This window comes from Oceanobacillus sp. B139/18 (assembly GCF_055524595.1).
On sequence record NZ_JBVFXI010000001.1, the window covers coordinates 1,305,872 to 1,321,892 of the forward strand.

General features: G+C 39.0%; 15 protein-coding genes. 11 read left to right on the plus strand and 4 right to left on the minus strand.

What is annotated here, in order from left to right; all coding sequences use genetic code 11:
- Positions 1–322 precede the first annotated feature (322 nt).
- Positions 323–1,657 carry a BclA C-terminal domain-containing protein gene (locus ACZSMY_RS06350; protein ID WP_465147568.1) on the plus strand — a complete coding sequence of 445 codons (1,335 nt, stop codon included), beginning with the start codon at positions 323–325 and terminating at the stop codon, positions 1,655–1,657.
- Between the two features lie 484 nt (positions 1,658–2,141).
- Here the strand turns inward: ACZSMY_RS06350 and ACZSMY_RS06355 are convergent, their stop codons facing one another.
- A complete protein-coding gene (locus ACZSMY_RS06355; protein WP_465147569.1) occupies positions 2,142–2,819 on the minus strand; it encodes a hypothetical protein in 678 nt (225 codons plus the stop codon).
- A 414-nt stretch (positions 2,820–3,233) separates the two neighbouring features.
- Here ACZSMY_RS06355 and ACZSMY_RS06360 point away from each other — a divergent pair, with 414 nt between their 5' ends.
- From ACZSMY_RS06360 to ACZSMY_RS06390, 7 genes are all read left to right on the plus strand, one after another.
- On the plus strand, positions 3,234–3,533 hold the full coding sequence (locus ACZSMY_RS06360) for an alpha-helical endospore appendage domain-containing protein (protein ID WP_339184569.1): 300 nt from the start codon (positions 3,234–3,236) through the stop codon (positions 3,531–3,533).
- Positions 3,534–3,684: 151 nt separating this feature from the next.
- On the plus strand, positions 3,685–4,110 hold the full coding sequence (locus ACZSMY_RS06365; protein ID WP_368901567.1) for an alpha-helical endospore appendage domain-containing protein: 426 nt from the start codon (positions 3,685–3,687) through the stop codon (positions 4,108–4,110).
- A gap of 18 nt (positions 4,111–4,128) precedes the next feature.
- Positions 4,129–4,632 carry a hypothetical protein gene (locus tag ACZSMY_RS06370; protein ID WP_465147570.1) on the plus strand — a complete coding sequence of 168 codons (504 nt, stop codon included), beginning with the start codon at positions 4,129–4,131 and terminating at the stop codon, positions 4,630–4,632.
- A 19-nt stretch (positions 4,633–4,651) separates the two neighbouring features.
- Positions 4,652–5,677 carry a glycosyltransferase gene (locus ACZSMY_RS06375; RefSeq protein ID WP_465147571.1) on the plus strand — a complete coding sequence of 342 codons (1,026 nt, stop codon included), beginning with the start codon at positions 4,652–4,654 and terminating at the stop codon, positions 5,675–5,677.
- Between the two features lie 10 nt (positions 5,678–5,687).
- Complete coding sequence (locus tag ACZSMY_RS06380; protein WP_465147572.1) at positions 5,688–6,779, plus strand: polysaccharide pyruvyl transferase family protein; 1,092 nt, start codon at positions 5,688–5,690, stop codon at positions 6,777–6,779.
- Between the two features lie 15 nt (positions 6,780–6,794).
- Positions 6,795–7,718, plus strand: a complete 924-nt coding sequence (locus tag ACZSMY_RS06385; RefSeq protein WP_368901571.1) for a glycosyltransferase family protein — start codon at positions 6,795–6,797, stop codon at positions 7,716–7,718.
- A 243-nt stretch (positions 7,719–7,961) separates the two neighbouring features.
- Positions 7,962–8,837 (plus strand): glycosyltransferase family protein, encoded by an 876-nt coding sequence (locus ACZSMY_RS06390; protein ID WP_465147573.1) that lies wholly within the window; start codon positions 7,962–7,964, stop codon positions 8,835–8,837.
- Between the two features lie 90 nt (positions 8,838–8,927).
- Here the strand turns inward: ACZSMY_RS06390 and ACZSMY_RS06395 are convergent, their stop codons facing one another.
- Entirely contained in the window at positions 8,928–9,980 is a 1,053-nt protein-coding gene (locus tag ACZSMY_RS06395; protein WP_465147574.1) for a polysaccharide pyruvyl transferase family protein, read from the minus strand.
- Between the two features lie 82 nt (positions 9,981–10,062).
- Entirely contained in the window at positions 10,063–11,154 is a 1,092-nt protein-coding gene (locus ACZSMY_RS06400; RefSeq protein WP_368901574.1) for a glycosyltransferase, read from the minus strand.
- A gap of 369 nt (positions 11,155–11,523) precedes the next feature.
- On the opposite strand from ACZSMY_RS06400, the gene ACZSMY_RS06405 reads away from it, so the two are divergent.
- Positions 11,524–12,801, plus strand: coding sequence for a glycosyltransferase family 2 protein (locus tag ACZSMY_RS06405; protein ID WP_193064065.1), 1,278 nt, complete (start codon positions 11,524–11,526; stop codon positions 12,799–12,801).
- A gap of 59 nt (positions 12,802–12,860) precedes the next feature.
- Here ACZSMY_RS06405 and ACZSMY_RS06410 read toward each other — a convergent pair whose 3' ends face one another.
- Positions 12,861–13,961, minus strand: coding sequence for a glycosyltransferase family 61 protein (locus ACZSMY_RS06410; RefSeq protein WP_193064066.1), 1,101 nt, complete (start codon positions 13,959–13,961; stop codon positions 12,861–12,863).
- Between the two features lie 167 nt (positions 13,962–14,128).
- Between ACZSMY_RS06410 and ACZSMY_RS06415 the strand changes: the two genes are divergently transcribed.
- Together ACZSMY_RS06415 and ACZSMY_RS06420 are read left to right on the plus strand one after the other, a co-directional pair.
- Positions 14,129–15,271: a polysaccharide biosynthesis C-terminal domain-containing protein gene (locus tag ACZSMY_RS06415; RefSeq protein ID WP_193064067.1), complete on the plus strand. Its 1,143-nt coding sequence runs from the start codon at positions 14,129–14,131 to the stop codon at positions 15,269–15,271.
- Between the two features lie 7 nt (positions 15,272–15,278).
- Positions 15,279–16,016, plus strand: a complete 738-nt coding sequence (locus ACZSMY_RS06420; RefSeq protein WP_256706166.1) for a sulfotransferase domain-containing protein — start codon at positions 15,279–15,281, stop codon at positions 16,014–16,016.
- Positions 16,017–16,021 lie beyond the last annotated feature (5 nt).

The following is a 16,021-nucleotide window of genomic DNA, read 5'->3' on the forward strand; positions in this document are numbered from 1 at the left end:
TATACGCTAAGTGTACAAAGAATAAGTTAGAAAAGAAATGATTCTGCTTATTTCATGATGATCCAGGTTAGTTCTATCCGCTTAAAAAGCCCGGCTTCTGTTACTCGATGTTGATAATATTCTCAAGTTCCTTTTCCAAAAAAAATTCCATGTAATTCCTTATATATGGTTAACCTATTTTTCATGAATACACAAATAATAGTAATGTGTCTACACCGACTTTGCAGCAAAGAATATATTGGTTGAGAACACTGCTTTTGTAGATATTTTTACGCAGATGATTCGATTTGAAATAGCTATCTTTTATGAAAGGAGAATCATAATGTCCCAACCGAATATCCCAAACATTACACCTAATATAACTTTAACAAGGGACGATGCAATCAATTTACTATTAGCTTCCATTGCTATGGAAGAACTAGGGCTTTCACATATTATTAATGCGGAGGGCGAAAAAATACAATATGCTTTAGGTACCCTCCCTGGCCTGACAACACCTGCAACATTACCTGAAATATTGGAAGTAAATGAAGCAGTTCAAGATATGCTTGCGACAGCTATGAAAAAAGAATTATTATTGGATAATAAATTAAAGCAAGTAACTAGCATTATTCCTGACGGGGACTTGGGGCCAACAGGGCCAACGGGACCTACTGGCGCGGACGGCGCTACCGGACCTACGGGACCTACTGGCGCAGATGGGGCCACTGGACCTACGGGACCTACTGGCGCGGACGGCGCTATCGGACCTACTGGTGCTACTGGCGCAGATGGGGCCACTGGACCTACGGGACCTACTGGCGCGGACGGCGCTATCGGACCTACGGGGCCTACCGGTGCGGACGGTGCTACCGGACCTATTGGGCCTACTGGCGCGGATGGCGCTACTGGACCTACGGGACCTACTGGCGCGGACGGCGCTATCGGACCTACGGGGCCTACTGGCGCAGATGGGGCCACTGGACCTACGGGACCTACTGGCGCGGACGGCGCTATCGGACCTACGGGGCCTACTGGCGCGGACGGCGCTATCGGACCTACGGGGCCTACCGGTGCGGACGGTGCTACCGGACCTACAGGGCCTACTGGCGCGGACGGCGCTACCGGACCTACGGGGCCTACAGGAGCCACTGGCGCAACTGGTGCTACAGGTGCAACTGGGCCAGCATTTGCGGAAAACGGATTTTCTGCCACCCAAGCAACACAGACTGTAACGGGATCAGACCAAATAGTCAGTTGGTCTACAATAACACCTGGTTCTTACGCTAGCCCTAATTTTGCTGCTTTAGATGGAATTTACACAGCTCCCGAAACAGGCCGTTATTCTATCAGTGCAACAATAAACTATCAAACGACTGCTGCTCTTACCATTAACCTTGGAGCAGGAATAAACCCAGCTTTCGAAGTTCAACGTATTACGCCAAACCCTGCAACATTGGTAACAGGCTTATTCCCTATATTGAACGTAAACATTGCACTTCTCCTCACCTTAAGAGCTGTATTAGGTAACGGGACAGTAACGCTAGCCAGAGAAGTTGAACTTACTGCCGGCGACCAGATTGGTCTATTCTATGTAGCTGATGGGTTAACTATCGGCATAGACTTAGGTGGTGGCGATCAGCAAGGCATCTATTGGTCTATCAATCAGATTGCATAATCTATCTAATCTGGAGTGCATACGCACTCCAGATTTCTTTATTATGATCTTTGAAAACGCCCAGCTATGCTGGGGTTCCAGAGAACTTCTAGTGTAGTATCAAAAAAAGCCTCACTTCATGATAAGATAAGGTAGGCTTCCCGACCACCAATTCTCACTATAGAAGGAGGCACGTCCAATGAAGGACAAGAATAGCTTAGCACATACGCAGTGGAGATGTAGGTACTATATTAAATTTTTTTTAAATACTACTGGAAAAGCAGTAATGAGGTAATTACGACAGGTACAAATAAGAAAAATAGAAAAAGCTAAATACAACAATATAAAGATCTCCATAGTTTAACTCTTATGACTAATATCTTCAAAAAATTATGTGTAAGCCGTGGTGTGATTTGTATATATCACACCACGGCTTACACATAGTTGTAAAAGAAATTTATTTACCTTGTTCAACACCATCTGTCATCACTGATACTAGTATAGTTTATTCATTTTCATATTCAATAGAATTATCTTCGAATATGCCTTCTGTGAATATATCGTGCATCCAAAATTCATTTGCATGTTCAACGATTGCATTCATTGACATATTATCTGAATCTTGCTCATTCATTATTTCGTATCCTTCTTCATCAATCACTGCTTCGTAAACCTTTATTACGTCTCCATCTATAGGGGCATTAGCTACAAAATGAACTTCATTTACCCCGCTTACGGAAAACTCATAGAACTTGTTGTGTACCAAATCTAATAGGATTGAGTGCAGAAGTATCAAACCTTTAGTTTCGTCTTTAAAATTATCATTGAGTGTGATTTCTACATCTATCTTGTTTTGGCTGGCTTTTTCTCCGGTACTAACTTTTTCAGCTTTATCAATATTATCGACTAATAATTCTTGTCCGAAATCAGCATCCATGTATTCAATAAAAGCTTTTAAATAATCGGATGCAGCATTGTCCCGGGCATCCTCCCTAGCGTTTTCCCCATAATCTTTGGGCAAAAGACTTTTCTCTTTCTCGTTTTCAGCTTCTAATGATTCGTCAGAGCTCATTTCCTCATTTGTTTGATCTGATTCCCCTTCTTCACCAGAATTTGTTTCTGAACATGCAGACATAATTAATACTGATATGAAAGTTAACAAAAATAAGAAAAATTTTTTCATTACCAATTTCCCCCTTAAATTTATATCTCCAAGCATAATATCATACACTTATTTACATTGAAACAGGCACCGTTTTTTATTACTTACTTTTTCTATTATCAACTCTTCATCTTTTTTGAATCTTTTCTATGAACTTCATAGAACAAATAATTTAACCATCCGTTTATAAGGGGTTTTTTCCCAGTAATCACAAACAAATATTTCATTTAGAAAACCGTTATCAAACACGTCATCTTATAATTATTTCAAATGAATAAAAGCTGCTCGCCCCCTTTTAAGACAAGCATTCAAAAGCGTCCAATCCCGTTACATTTAACCATAGACCATTACCCATTTATGGAACGACCTAAATGATACATTCATACGATAATTGTACGCTGATAGATAAATGTCTAAAGATAAGGAGGAACTGATTTGTCGCAAGCAAATATCCCAAACATTACACCTGAAATTTCCATTGATCGGGATGATGTCATTAATTTATTATTAGCTTCTATTGCTTTGGAAGAACTCGGTCTAGCGCACATCATCAATGCAGAAGGCGAAAAAATCCAATACGCGTTAGGCACTTTACCCACTTCTCCGGAAGCAATTTTGGAATTAGATGACTTGATTGATATAAATGAAAGTGTCCAATCAACATTGGAAACGGTATTAAAGAAAGAGTTATTACTGCAAACGAAACTTAAAAATATTATCGATATCATTGAATAAAAGAAGTACCAGCTTCTTAAAAGGAAGCTGTTATAAATCAATTGTTTACTATTCATTTAAAGATTGAATATGTTTTCTATATTAGAAAGTCAACATACAGGGGGGACCCGATTTATTTGATTATCCCCTGAGAATAACAGGAGGAAGACCTATGTCCATGCCAAACATTCCAAACATCACCCCTATTGTCTCACTAAATCGCTGTGAAACCATCGATTTATTACTATCTTCCATCGCTTTGGAAGAAATAGGGTTATCTCATATTTTGAATGCAGAAGGCGAAAAGCTTCAGGCATTTTTAAAAAACCCGCATCATTGTTTACAGGATTATTTAAAAATGAACGACAGCGTCAATAAAACATTGCGTACAATCGTTAAATCGCAAATGCTTCTTCAATTCAAACTGGAAGATGTTGCCGCCCTCGATGAAGACTGTGACTGTAAATGCAAAGATAAAAAATCGAAATCCAAACATCGGGGCTGTAAGAACAATTTCTATGAAGAACTAGGCTACCAGCCTTCAACGGATTGTGACTGCGAGTATTGCAGAGAAAACAAACCTTGCTCTGATAAATAAAAAAGGAGGCAGAGCATAATGCATGAGGATTTAACATTAGAAGAAAAATGGGGTGAATGGGAATTAAACTATGTAACCTATACACACATTTTTTTATATTTTCTTACAGAATATTTTTATGACTATTTTTTTTATGATAAAAAAGTAACTATTACAGAGGAAGAACAAATGGAAAAAAAACTCCTGGTTTCCCTTTCCTCTCTCGAAAAACTTCATTATCTTTTCTTCCAGCAAAAAGAAGTGCTTGAAGAGCTTAATTATTACCCCGAGGAATCTTTATTTGAGCATGAAGATAGTTTAAAAGAGTACTTCAAAGAAGATATTCACGAGCAGATACTTGAATTAAAAAGACAAATCCAACAGCACCCTTTTTCCTTAGATACGTATAAAAAGCACTGTTTAGAAAGCTTAAATCTATTATTAAGCTATTACCCGAGGATTACAATTATCAATAGCTCTTCTCCCCAGCGGCCTTGGCTGTCACAGCGAGTGCGTGATGAAGATTTCTTAGAATCAACTTAACCAATCAGGAGGAAATCACGTGGAAACAGAACCAACGATTACCTTATGTATGATTGTCAAAAATGAAGGGGCGTTTCTTGAAAAATGTTTATCCAGCGTCCAGGGCTTTGTGGATGAAATGATTATTATTGATACCGGTTCTGCCGATGACTCCATCGATATTGCTCATAAATATCATGCGAAGGTCTTTAATTATGAATGGGATGACCATTTTGCCAATGCAAGAAATGAAGGAATAGCAAAAGCGGCAAATGATTGGATCTTGTGGATAGACGCGGATGAATGTTTAGATATACTGGATCCGGAAGCCATTAAGAAAACACTGACCAATATAGAAGCAAATATGCTTTCCCTGCCAATAACAAATTTTACCGGCGAGCGCGTGGAATCTGAGGATCTTACATCCTATATCCATTACCAGCCCCGTCTATTTCGCAATCATCAAGGTATACAATTCATTAATCGTATCCACGAAACCTTAACTGCCGAACCAGAGAAGATGACAACAGATATACTAAATCTGCCTATTCTTCATTACGGCTATATTCATGAAGTTGCCGAAAAGAAAGATAAATCAGCCCGCAATAAAAGAATTCTGAAATTAGAAGCCGCGAAAGAAACACACAGCCCATGGATCGAATACCACCTCGCCAGTGAATATTATCGTGACAACGCATATAATCAGGCGTTTGAATATGTCAATCAATCTATTTTCAAATTTTTAACAGCAGGTCAAAAACCGCCTTCAATTCTTTACAAGCTGAAGTATGACATATTAATTCAAACCAATAGTATTGACCAGGCATTATCAGGTATTGAGAAAGCCCTTCTCCTGTATCCGGATTACGTCGATTTGCATTTTTACAAAGGACTTATTCTATTTCAACAAACAGATTATCAAAGTGCCAAAGCATGTTTTGAAAAATGTCTGGATCTAGGTGAAAATCATCCGAACTATTTAATTTTAAAAGGGGTCGGGAGCTTTCGGGCAGAACATTATAAAAGCATTTGCACGGAGAAATTAAACACTTCAGATGAGAAATAGGAGGCAGAAAATGAAACATGTTTTGTATATTGGGTGGATTGGATATAATAATTTAGGCGATGAATTAATGTTTGAATGCTTTAAAGAACAATTTTATCAGCTTGGGGATGACTACAGGCTTGATCTTGTAAATAATGAAAAACGCTACCTCGACAATGCCTCACTTCAAGCTTATGATTTAATCGTACTTGGCGGAGGCTCTATCTTAAGCGGTGCCAATCATCCGATTCAGTCTTATATTATTGATGCCTTGTATCAAGCTTTGCAATTAAATACAAAAGTAATGATTTGGGGATCAGGAATTGATTGGGTTCCTAAATCGTATCTAACAGATGGTCAAAACATTGATTTTCTTAAAACGAATGGATGGAAGTCATTTCATGAAAAGCTAAATACGGTCTTCCGTGAAAGCTCCTGGAGTGGTGTCAGAGGTCCTTTAACAAAGCAACTTCTGGAGCAGGCAGGGGTAAAAAAAGACGTTGTCATCAGCGGTGATCCAGCCTTTCTACTGCAACATGGAACAGATAAAAATCCGTTTCCAGCTCCATTTCATCCAGATGATAAAGTGATTGGTGTAAATTGGGGCACTTCCTTCCATAATATCTATGGCAGAAATGAAATCACTTTAGAAGACCAGTTTGCAGACGCTTTAAATCAGCTGATTGCTGACGGTTATAAAATTTACTTTTATATCATGTGGCATGCTGATTTAGAACATACCAAACGTTTAGCTGCTAAATTAAGTGATAAAGCTTCTTGGCAGATAGATGATACCGTTTATCCTGCAGCATCTGTCCTATCTTTAATGACACATTTTGATTTCACCATTAATTTTAAATTACATGCGAATTACCTGTCCCTTGCCGCAGGGGTTCCATTTATCGCTTTGGGCTACCGCTTCAAAATATTTGATTTTGTCCGTTCTGTCCAATTAGAGGAAATGGCTATCGCAACGGATGATGCAAATCTCGTTTCTCAAATTATTTCGCTGGAGAAAAAAATTTCCAAGAACCGTTCTGATATCATAGAAACGATGGATAAACAACGGCAGGCTTACCGTTTAAAGCTGATAGAGCCCTTTGAGCAAGGCTTATATATTTAAGAGGATGCGGTGATAATGAAAAAAGTAAAACTATTATTTATGACGCGCGATGATCAATCATATACTGTTCCTGCATCATATTTCTTTATTCAGGAGCTTCAAAAAATAACGGATTTATATGTATCTCATCAATCTGGCGATATCGGGAAAATTATTGATTCTATCCCTTTTGAACCGGATTTTATCTATTTTAATGATTATCTTGAAAATGGCTCGCCAATTGTAACTGGCCTTAAAGATTTGCATTTGCCTTTTGCAGTCGGGTTACACGATTTACATTTTCAAAAGCCTCTAAGAAAAGCAATGATTGAAAAAGAAAATATTCAGCATGTGTTCACGTTTTATCGTGATAAATTCAAGCAGTGGTACCCTGAATTTGCCTCACGCATGCACTGGCTTCCACATCACGCACATGCTGCCATCTATCAAGACTATCAATTGGAAAAAGATAAGAATATTCTATTAACCGGTTCGGTTCTGGAAGATTTTTATCCGCTTCGCGCCACCATACAGATGCGGCTTAAAAATAGACCTGAATTTATCCACTACCCTCATCCGGGCTATCGAAAGATTCAGGAAGGTGAAAAAGATGTTTTTGTCGGGGAAAATTATGCTAAAGTGCTGAATCGTTCCAAAATCGTTTTGACCTGCGACTCTGTATTCAAATACCCTTTAATGAAATATTTCGAAATCACTGCCTGCAATGCGCTGCTGTTAGCCAGTTATTCCAAGGAATTAAGTGATTTAGGTTTTATACCCGGCGTGAACTTTGTCGCAATCGACGAACTCTGCTTTGAAGAGAAAATCGATTATTACCTGAATCATGATGAAGAAAGAAAACAAATCGCCTATAACGGAATGATGTTGACAAAAGAACGGCATACCACCAAAAAGCGTGCCAGAGAATTTTTAACAGAGATAGAATCTATTTTAAAGTAAACCTCCTTCCAAACAAAACCAGAACACAAATGATTAAAGGATAAATTTGCTGAGTAAAAGACTCTCGATTTATCCTGTATTCTCTTTTTACAGACAAGCCCTTATTCTCTATCCGCTCCCTGCTTATTTCTTACATAAAACCTTCCATAACAGGTTAAATATACATCCTCTTTCTTCAATCAGACATATCTTATTAAAGCAAAAGAAATCTTTATCCTAAACAAAAGGCAGGTCGAATGAGTTATGGAGCAAAGAAAGCTCTTAATGTGTTATGGAAAAACATCCTTTACTCCCGGGCGATACTTGGAGGATGCTTTTCGAAATATCGGATTGAAAGTAGATGTATATACATCATTGATCGACTTTTCTAAAATTGCTCTGGAGGAATACATGGCTGTTTTATTCGTGGAAAGTCCTTCTGTACCTTCCGTCAGAGTAAAGCAGATAAACCTTGTGAATATTCCGAGGGTTTTTTGGATTCATCACGGAGAAAACCGGCTCACTACCAATAAAACGCTGGCTCAGCGTTATCAGCCGGACCTTATATTAATGGCGCATTCGTTACATTTAGCAGACCATTTTGCTGCACCGGTCAAATTTTTCCCATTTGCAATGGCAAAGGATTTTTTTAATGATGTTACACCGCTTCAAAATAGACTCGTTGATATTACATCGGTCGGTACATTAGATCCTGTCTTATATCAAAAACGGATACGAGCTGTTAAAAAAATAAAAGAAACGTTCCATGAAGCTTATCGATTATCCTTCCATAAACGGGTTTTCTTACATGATTTAGCGAAAACGTATGGTCAATCAAAGCTCGTCATCAACCATGCAGCGGATACCATAAAGAGCCTGAATATGCGTATTTTTGAAGGAATTGGCTGCGGTTCTCTCATGCTGACTGATAAAGTTCCTAAACTGGATACATTGCTTGAAGACGGAAAGCATTTCGTTCTCTTTGATTCCCATCAGGATCTTCTGGAAAAAATCGAATATTATTTAACCCATGTCGATGAAGCACAAATCATTGCCTCTTCCGGCTATCAACATCTCCTAAAATACCATACCTACGAGCATCGCGCTAAAATGTTACTAAACTGGATTGAAACAGGATGAACAGCTATCATGGCAAGCAAACTGCCGGTTCACGAATAAATCAAGTGAGCCGGCAGTTTTTTGATATTTTCATAAAGAATGTTACAACGTTTATAATACCTTTTCGGTAAATATTTTTTCAATCTGTGTACCATATAATTTTTGCTTTTTCCCGTATTCATTCATTATTTTATCTGCTTCTTGCATGGTTTCATCTGCCAGCTTCACCAGTTTTTTATCAAGCTGTTCCTCGCTGGTTGACAGCACCAGATGCTCTAATCCTATTGAGGAGAAGAAATCAAACACCTTAAACCGATAACCCAAAGCCACAGCAGGCACCCCGGCAGACAGAGAAAGTATATTTGGATGAAGCTTAAAATTCATCGTTACAGAACAAACGGACAGCTTCTTCATCAACTCCTGCTCCGTATATCGTTTCTTTTCGAACAATACATTTTCCGGACTTTCTATTAATTTATCCAACCGTTGACATGCAGGAAAATCCTCTGTCCATACCGCGTAGATAAATATTTTATACCCTTTAGCTATCCAATGCTTTGCTGCTACTGCCAACTGTTTTTCGACCTCTTTCTCCTTATTGCCATATAAATTGTTCATTGTTGTTCCCCAATTGATGCCAATCCACTTTTCATTTTTAACAGCAGCATGATTCCATTCTAATAATAATCCAGGGTCTCCGATAACTGGCACATCAGATACACCGGTTAATGTTTCCAGAACCTTCTTCGTATAAGGTCCCCTGACACCGGCAAAATCGGCATGCAAAAGCACTTCTTTCAACTGCGCTATCTCTTCTCCCTTAAACCGTTGGATTGCCGGAACCTTATTACCTTCCTGCATCGCATGCAGTACAGATTCTGGAATACGGTCGATGCCGCTCCCCCAAATACATACCTTCTTTTTCATTTTTATTGCTCGATACAAAAGCTTGATATAGGTCGGTGCAATTAAAGAACCCCCTCCTAAAACAATGGTATCATAACGCTCTAAGTGCTGAATGTTCACGCCTGGCAGAGAGGGCACAATTGTTATTTGTCCGGATGCAAGGTATCTCTCTGCCCTATCACGAAATAGGTTCCATAATAGATCGTCTCCCAGATTCCGATAGCCAATCCAGCCAATGTATAATACTCTTTTGCTCATGGTGCACACACCTTTTTTTAGATTTCACACCACCCATTTCGTATTATTTCTTTCTCTGCTTTCTTAAATTTATTTTTGTTTTTTAACTGTGCTTTTCCTTATATTCCCTAAAGAACTTCTCATTATATAACACTTGGCTATCATTTGGCCGGTAGTATTTTGCTTTTTGATTATGCACTTCCGCTAATTCCTTCTCCCCTATCTGCCAATAACAGACACAAAGCTGGAGATGCGGATACCAGGTCGCATAGCTTTGCTGCTGAAATCCTTGATGATCATCTGTATCGACTTCTATCGCAAGCCGGTACCAGATAATTGCTTTTCGGAATAAATTCCGCCCCTTATATAAATCACCAATTCGGCAGGAGACCTCAGGCCTCGGAACATCATAGGTAATAGAGAGCACCAGTGCCTCAATTTCTTTTTCTGCATTTCCTAACATCCGGTAACACGCAGCCATATTGATACAGGCGCGAATCTCATCTTCCACCCAGCCTTTTTTTGTTGCTAAAAACTCCCGATAATAAATAACCGATTTCTGATACAACCCATGATCTTTTAACTCATTTGCATAATAAAATAAATCTCTGGGGCTAAATGCTTCTCCTCTTTCTAATCTTTTTTCATAAATTTTTAAATTACGGCCATTTACCGTATTCGCATCGGATTTATCCGTCTTACGATGAGTCACCGCGATATCGGATGAAATGATATTTCCATATACCTCTAAATATTCATGAACCGGACCGATCCATTTGAAATTCCGTTCACGTTTTACCAGACGATTCCTTCGATAACTAAAGGTCGGATTGCCAAACTCATCAAAGGCAATATGATACAGCATCGAAACAGCATCCACGGATTCATCCAGCTCTTCCTTCAGCTTTTTAAATTTTATCTGTTCGGCTTCCTGCAACACATCATCTGCATCCAGCCATAAAATATAAGGTGAGGCTGCTTGCTTGAAGGCAAAGTTTCTGGCAGCTGAAAAGTCATCGATCCACTTAAAATCAATGACTTTATCTGTGTACTCTCTTGCGATTTCTTTCGTTTTGTCTGTTGAACCGGTATCGACAATGATGATTTCCTCGCAGAGGTTATTTACACTGTCCAGACATTGCCGCAGCACCTCTTCTTCATTTTTTACAATCATACAAAGGCTTACTTTTATCATATATATCTACACCACCAATACACAAGATATAATAATATATGTTGAGAAGCTGTTATCGGAAACGGAGAATAAAAAAATGGTTGTATAAACCTTTTTCAATTACATATTCATTTGAAAAGGATACCATGAAGACCCCATTGATTACTTACAGGGGATAAAATCAGATTAGCTTCATATATATATAATGAAACTTTATTCAGCGGGTGTTTTGCGTTTCCCCACTGAAGGATTAGTTGAGTGATTCAAGGAGACAGCGTCCGTTATCTCCCGCCTAAATAAATTTATTCTTACGCTTTATTTGGAAGCGGGAGCTTTACAGACGATTCTCCGTGATAAATAGAAATATCGTAAAAGAACGGGGGATTCCGATTGAAGGATATCACTGCGATTCTCATTCTTTATTCTGATGCAGCAGCAATTCATAAAGCATTAGTATCTTTAAAAAGGATTGAATCCAGATTACATTCTGTGATGGTTCTCCATGAACAGAACGTGTCTTTAGCAGGAATACTAGATTTCACTCCTATCAAGCAAATCCAATCGATTATATGCAAAGAGAATGATCCCGGGAAAACATTGAATGATGTGATTCAAAAAATCACCAATCCCTATGTATTATTTCTGTATGATACAGATTACCTTTCTCCAGCTATACAAGCTGATTCCCTTCATCTTTCCCAATCAGAGTCATTTTTAACAACTGGCTTTCGGAATCGAAACCGTGTGATTCATCGGCCATTACTAGTGTCTGCTCCTTTTCTTAAAAACCAGCCATTTCTATTAAACACCCAGCTGCCGTTTAAGGAGGCTCTCTTGCCAGCCTGGCTTACTGATAAATCAAGTTTAAAAAGACGCTATGAAGAAGGTCTGGTGCTGCAGTCAAGAAGAAGCAATTCAACCAGCACATTAGAAAAACAAAAATTCATAGAGAAGTACCAGCTGAATAAAATCCAAACAGCAAATCCAAGTCTATCTGTCATCCTTTCCAATTATAATATGGAAAATCATGCAGAAACTGCAGTTGTCTCCTGCCTGCTTCAAAATGAATTGCCGGAACAGATACTAATTATGGATGACGGCTCAACAGACAATTCCTATCACCGGCTCAAACGATGGCACGACGGACAGCTGGTGAAGCTTTTTGAAAAAAAGAACGAGGGAAAAGCTGTCGCTCTCAACCATTTATTACCTCACGTGACATCCGATTTCATCTTAGAACTTGATGCAGATGATTGGCTGGATCCGGACGCTGTTTCCAATATAAAAAAACGTCTGGCAAATCTCTCTGAAAATGTATCCGTATTATATGGAAATCTTCGAAAGTGGAAGCAGCTGGCGGGAGATATTCTTTTTAAAGGAACAGCAAAGGGAAGGCATATCCATGGAAGAGCTGACCTTCTTTCCTATCGATTTCCTCTCGGACCAAGGATATACCGCACTTCTGCTTTAAAAAGAATTGGAGGATTTCCTGTGATAACATTTAAAGAAGGAAAGCTTTTTGAGGATGTGAGCGTATTAAATCAATTGATTCAGAGCGACCGTTTTCAGTATCATGATTTTACAGTATATAATGTACGGGAGCATAAGGAAAGCATAACCAGAACCAGCCGTTCAGACTGGAATGAATTTTTGAGATTGCTGAAATAACAATGCCTTTAAAAATGCAGGTGCTTCTCTGAGCGCCTGCATTTTTAAAATATTCCTTACTAATCTATCCCTTCCTCCTTCAAAATCTCAGCTATTTTTTTCACATCCACCACGAGGTTTTTGATAACTTCATGCTCTGTGGAGACGGGGTTGGCATTCCTGCATTTCAAAAAATGATAATCCAAATCCAGGTATTGTCCAATTTTTATAAATTCGTCTGATGTAGCTGTAAATAATTGAATGATTTTTGTCCGCGGTTGACAAAACATGAGATTTGCAAGTCCGGCACCGTTTGGGCTTATAATTACGTCGGCCGAGGAAAAAAGAGCAATTTGCTCCTCTACCGTCAACGTACTCAATACAATTTTTTTAAATCCTTTTCTGGTCAAAAGCTCCAAAAGCTTTCCTTCATTGGCAACCTTTCTCCACGAAGCATCCTCCCGGCTGATATAGATTCGCTTTTCGGGATTTGCGGAGCGATAGGAATCCTTCTTCAATAATGCGCTCCGGAGGAATTCAATTGTCCATTTCACACAAGTTCCTGCATTGAATGGCACAGATGGCAAAATCAGCTGTTCTGCTTGCACATGCATTCCCGGTGTAAGCTGTAAGATTTTTTCCTCTGGGATGCCAAGCAGTTTAATCGTCTCCCGTTGAAACGGTAACGTCAGAGGAGGTAGAACATATTTATCTATCTTAAATCCGCTGAGCTGCAATAAATGATAGCGTCCCAGCGTATCATGCAGCCAATGCCAGTAATTGGCATGCCCGGCCCAAGCCAATACCCCCAGCGTTCCCTCATAAGGAGAAACCGAAGGAATGGAATTAACTGCAATTTTATCAAAATAATTCCAATATAAATGGAAAACCATATCGTGAAAATATGTGTGATCAGGCGCCAGTGCATAAACCATGCCCTCTCCTTTATCGCACATCCACACACTCCCGTTCTCTATCTTTGAAACATAGGCTTTCTCAAACCTATGTTTCTCTCCAAACGTTGGCGGCTTTACCCAGTCGACCCATTCCGGCGAATCTCCTTTTGGAAGCGTATATGTTACCGTTTCGTCTGTATAGAATTCCTTATAAACTTCATGTATATCTGCTTTTGGTGTTATTTTTTCCAGCCAATCCTTTGTATGAATAGATAAATCTACCATATATACATCCCCTCTTTTTCAATTAACAATCTTGCCTATGCCCTATTTTTTCACATTTCGCAGCGTACTCCATAATATGTAGAAAAGTATTTAAAAGTGTTGAACAATCGTCCAGCTATCACCAATTGGACCATTGCGCGGGTAATAGAAACAGGAGGAATATAAACATGATTAACGTAACCGTAACCGGTGCAGGAGGATTTATTGGCAAGAATCTGGTTGATAGATTACAGAGGGTAAAAGGTGTTTCTCTCAGGCAATATCATCACGGGGACGACCTGTCACTGCTGCACGAGTATTTAAACGAATCGGATATTATCTATCATTTGGCAGGAGTGAACAGGCCCCCAAACAGCGATGCGTTTGCTAGTGTTAATAGAGGACTTACAGAATCCATTGTCAACTATTTAAAAAAACATCATAAAACACCGAAAATCATTTTTACCTCATCCATTCAAGCAGAAGGGAATACACCTTATGGTTTGAGTAAAAAAGCTGCAGAAGAAGTGCTTCAAAATTATCATATAGAGACTGGTGCAGATGTGTGCATTTACCGTTTGCCAGGCGTCTTCGGCAAGTGGTGCAGGCCGCATTATAATTCGGTAGTCGCTACCTTCTGCCATGAAATTTCCCATGATAAAGAGATTGAAATCCATGACGCTGACAAAAAGATTGACCTCGTATATATTGATGATGTCATAGACAGTTTTATAGATTGTCTTGATCAGAAAAAGCCGGAAAAGAAGTTATATTATGATATCGATCAGACCTTCCAAACAACCGTAGGAGAACTGGCCGAAAAGCTTTACCAAATAAAGAATGTACGAGAATCGCTGATTATCCCGGACCTGTCAGATCAATTTACGAAATACCTTTACACGACTTATCTGTCTTATTTAGAAGCGGATAACTTAGCCTATGCATTACCTGTCCATCGGGACGAACGAGGAAGCTTAGTTGAATTAATCAAATCAAACCAGGCCGGGCAGGTTTTTATATCCACATCACGTCAGGGTGTTGTAAGAGGAAACCATTATCACCATACAAAAGTAGAAAAATTTTGTGTTATTAAAGGAGCGGCACGCATTAAATTAAGGAAGATAGATTCGGATAAACAAATCACCTATCAGGTTACAGATCAAAATATCGAAATAGTAGACATCCCTCCAGGGTACACCCATTCCATTGAAAACATAACGGAGGAAGAAATAATTGTTTTGTTTTGGGCCAATGAAATATTTGATCCGGAGAACCCGGATACAATCTCATTAGATGTTCAGCCGAATAAAACGGATGAACAGAAAGGATGATAACCTCATGTCAACGAATCAAACATATATATGTCATAAAGACGATATTTGTCTTGTAGCCTATCCAAAGTCGGGAAATAACTTCTTATTATTTCTCGTCGCCACATTATTATATCGAAAAAAAATGGACTGGGCCACGAAAGGAGAGATGATTCAGAATGTAGCAAGCGAACCAATCGAAAATCTCCCTTCCCCGCATCTTGTATGGAGCCATGACAGTTATGACCCATCCTATCCTCAAGTAATTTACCTGGTAAGGGATCCAAGGGATGTTGTTATTTCCTATTATCATCATTTCCAGAAATATCATGGAGAAAGCCGTGACTTTGATGCTTTTTTTGCTGCTTTTATGAAGGGCGATATTGTGCCCGGAATGTGGGACACGCAGATAGAAAGCTGGCTCGATAATCAGGAGAAGGTCAAAAAAGGTTTTCTGCTTGTGAAATATGAAAATCTTCTTGCAGACGCGGCGAAAGAAGCAAAAAGAATAATAAACTTTTTACACTTAGACAGAACCGAACAAGAAATCAATGAAGCAGTCCATTGGGCTTCTTTCGATAATATGAAGGCATTGGAAGAAAAACAAAAAGAACATATAAATGGTTCTTCGCAATTTACCAATCCTGCGCTGCCTTTTGTAAGAGAAGGCAAGGCAAATAAATGGAAATCGGTTTTAAGCCAAGAACAGCAGCAGCAAATCAATAAAGCTTTTTATAAGACCTTATCAAGACTAGGGTATAAATAACACGA

Coding starts and splice junctions, on each gene's coding strand:
- ACZSMY_RS06350 (WP_465147568.1), top strand. CDS start 323: ATGTCCCAACCGAATATCCCAAACATTACACCTAATATAACTTTAACA.
- ACZSMY_RS06355 (WP_465147569.1), bottom strand. CDS start 2,819: ATGAAAAAATTTTTCTTATTTTTGTTAACTTTCATATCAGTATTAATT.
- ACZSMY_RS06365 (WP_368901567.1), top strand. CDS start 3,685: ATGTCCATGCCAAACATTCCAAACATCACCCCTATTGTCTCACTAAAT.
- ACZSMY_RS06370 (WP_465147570.1), top strand. CDS start 4,129: ATGCATGAGGATTTAACATTAGAAGAAAAATGGGGTGAATGGGAATTA.
- ACZSMY_RS06380 (WP_465147572.1), top strand. CDS start 5,688: ATGAAACATGTTTTGTATATTGGGTGGATTGGATATAATAATTTAGGC.
- ACZSMY_RS06385 (WP_368901571.1), top strand. CDS start 6,795: ATGAAAAAAGTAAAACTATTATTTATGACGCGCGATGATCAATCATAT.
- ACZSMY_RS06390 (WP_465147573.1), top strand. CDS start 7,962: ATGGAGCAAAGAAAGCTCTTAATGTGTTATGGAAAAACATCCTTTACT.
- ACZSMY_RS06395 (WP_465147574.1), bottom strand. CDS start 9,980: ATGAGCAAAAGAGTATTATACATTGGCTGGATTGGCTATCGGAATCTG.
- ACZSMY_RS06400 (WP_368901574.1), bottom strand. CDS start 11,154: ATGATAAAAGTAAGCCTTTGTATGATTGTAAAAAATGAAGAAGAGGTG.
- ACZSMY_RS06410 (WP_193064066.1), bottom strand. CDS start 13,961: ATGGTAGATTTATCTATTCATACAAAGGATTGGCTGGAAAAAATAACA.
- ACZSMY_RS06415 (WP_193064067.1), top strand. CDS start 14,129: ATGATTAACGTAACCGTAACCGGTGCAGGAGGATTTATTGGCAAGAAT.
- ACZSMY_RS06420 (WP_256706166.1), top strand. CDS start 15,279: ATGTCAACGAATCAAACATATATATGTCATAAAGACGATATTTGTCTT.